This window comes from Microcoleus sp. C2D2 (assembly GCF_036702495.1).
GTDB lineage: Bacteria > Cyanobacteriota > Cyanobacteriia > Cyanobacteriales > Microcoleaceae > Microcoleus.
On the sequence record NZ_JAUBTO010000355.1, the window covers coordinates 1 to 1,993 of the forward strand.

2 protein-coding genes and 1 pseudogene are annotated in these 1,993 nt (G+C 41.6%); all 3 read left to right on the forward strand.

Features of this window, described 5'->3' with window-relative positions; all coding sequences use genetic code 11:
• Positions 1-326: 326 nt before the first annotated feature.
• Positions 327-875 (forward strand): annotated as a pseudogene (locus QUB61_RS39085) (IS1 family transposase); the annotation flags it as partial.
• A 356-nt stretch (positions 876-1,231) separates the two neighbouring features.
• Complete coding sequence (locus QUB61_RS39090) at positions 1,232-1,393, forward strand: hypothetical protein (RefSeq protein WP_333136901.1); 162 nt, start codon at positions 1,232-1,234, stop codon at positions 1,391-1,393.
• Complete coding sequence (locus tag QUB61_RS39095) at positions 1,390-1,869, forward strand: hypothetical protein (protein ID WP_333136899.1); 480 nt, start codon at positions 1,390-1,392, stop codon at positions 1,867-1,869. Before QUB61_RS39090 ends, QUB61_RS39095 begins: the two co-directional genes overlap by 4 nt.
• Positions 1,870-1,993 lie beyond the last annotated feature (124 nt).

Consider the following 1,993-nt stretch of genomic DNA (forward strand, 5'->3'; position numbering starts at 1 on the left):
GTTAAACGCCTAGGTGGCGAACATATTGGCCCGTCACTGCCGAGCGAAAATAGCTCGATGCCTCCGACCATTTACAAACAAAAGCTCCTCTGATGTAGGAGCCTTTGTTTTAGGGGCTTCTAGCCTTTAAACAACTTTCCCAGGGTAGCGAGAGTGCTCAACTCTAGCTTGGGGATGATGCCGTAAACCAGTATGCCGTTTTTACTGCATTAGATAAACCTGCAACCACTTATAATATCTGGCGTTGCTGAATAATGGTATGATAGATTGAGTACGATTGCCAAAAAATAACACTAAAAAATAACACTTCAAAAAACATAGAGCTTATGCAATGTCCTGAATGTCAGTCAATTTACGTTAATAAAAATAAATGTTCATAAAAAAGGTAAACAGAATTATATTTGTGTCAATTGTGCCAGACAATTTATAGACTGCTATCAACCTCATAAAGGTTACTCTTGGGAGGTGAAACGTGAATGTCTCAAAATGTATGTTAATGGTCGGGGTTTTCGAGCAATAGAAAGAATTAAAGGAGTACATCATACCACTATCATAAATTGGGTCAAGCAAGTCGGGGAATTGCTTCCTGATACTTATGAAGTAGAGACAATTCCCGAAGTTGCAGAACTTGAAGAACTAGAAACATTTGTTCGCCTTTAAAAAATAAGATCTGGGTTCCGACAGCGGTTAATCACTTTCAGCCAGGGATTTTAGGATGGGTGCTGGGCGATCTCGTGCGTACAGCAACTTTTCGACCATTGTGGGAATTAGTCGGCAATTGGAAATGTTATTTTTATATTACAGATGGATGGCCAATTTATCCCATGTTTATGACCGATGGAGACCCAGCCCTGTCAAGGTGTTCCTTATTCAGGAACTTTTTGTTTAGTTCACAACGGCAACGGTCGAGTCGTGAAAAGTTATTAAGCTCAGCGAGTAGACTGATTCAAGCCGCCGTTGCCGTTCTCTTTTACTCGTGAGCGATCGGTATAATTGTCCCAACCAACTACCGATGTTGGTAATGATCGCACCATTGGCAGTATTCTCGCTCGGAGCAGGTAAATGTTAGATGCCATTTTTGAACGGTTTGTCAAGCAGAGTCCTGTTAGCGTTATGGTACGTGCCTTAATGGAACGAGTATTCAACAAAGAACAACTCGACTCTATATTTGAAAATCACGCCACTCGTCAGTACACGCGAGAGCTGCTATTCTCGCTTCATTGTAGATTTAATGAGCCTGGTTGTCTGTGGCATCTATCCCTCCGTGAATGCTGCATACCGAGCTAAAGCGTTGTCCCTGAATGTCAGTCGCACTGCGGTCTATGACAAACTTAATGGGATTGAACTAGATGTCAGTGCTGCACGGCGTTACGAGAAACTGCTGCTTCTATGACTAATCTGATGCAGTTTTTGGGAGATGCTCCACCGAGGTTATTAGCTTCTCATCAAGTCAGAATCATTGATGGTAATTGTTTGGCTGCCACAGATCCGAGGCTCAAAGCCCTGAAACCCTATGCAGCAAAAGCTTTACCTGGTAAGTCTTTGGTGGTACTTGACCCCGACTTACGGATGGCGATTGATGTGTTTCCCTGTGAGGATGGTCATGCTCAGGAACGTTCTTTATTTAAGTCTGTTTTGCAGACCGTTAAAGCTGGTGAACTGTGGATTGCCGATCGCAATATGTGTACCCAAGGATTTCTATTTGGTATACAGGCCGCTGCATCAGACTTTTTGATCCGAGAACATAAAACTTTGCCACAGAAAGCCATCAGTGAATTGGAATTCCAAGGTGATGTAGAAACTGGCTCTGTGAGTGAACAAACTGTTGCTCTGGCTTATGGAGGTAACTCTTTGAAAGTAAGTAGTTAAGCGAAATTAATTACACAAACAAACATTATGCTACAATAACACTATTAAGTTGTACAGAGAGATATTGTGTATGTTTTTACTTAGAGATGTTAATCCACTTTCATTTAAATTACTAATCCGAATT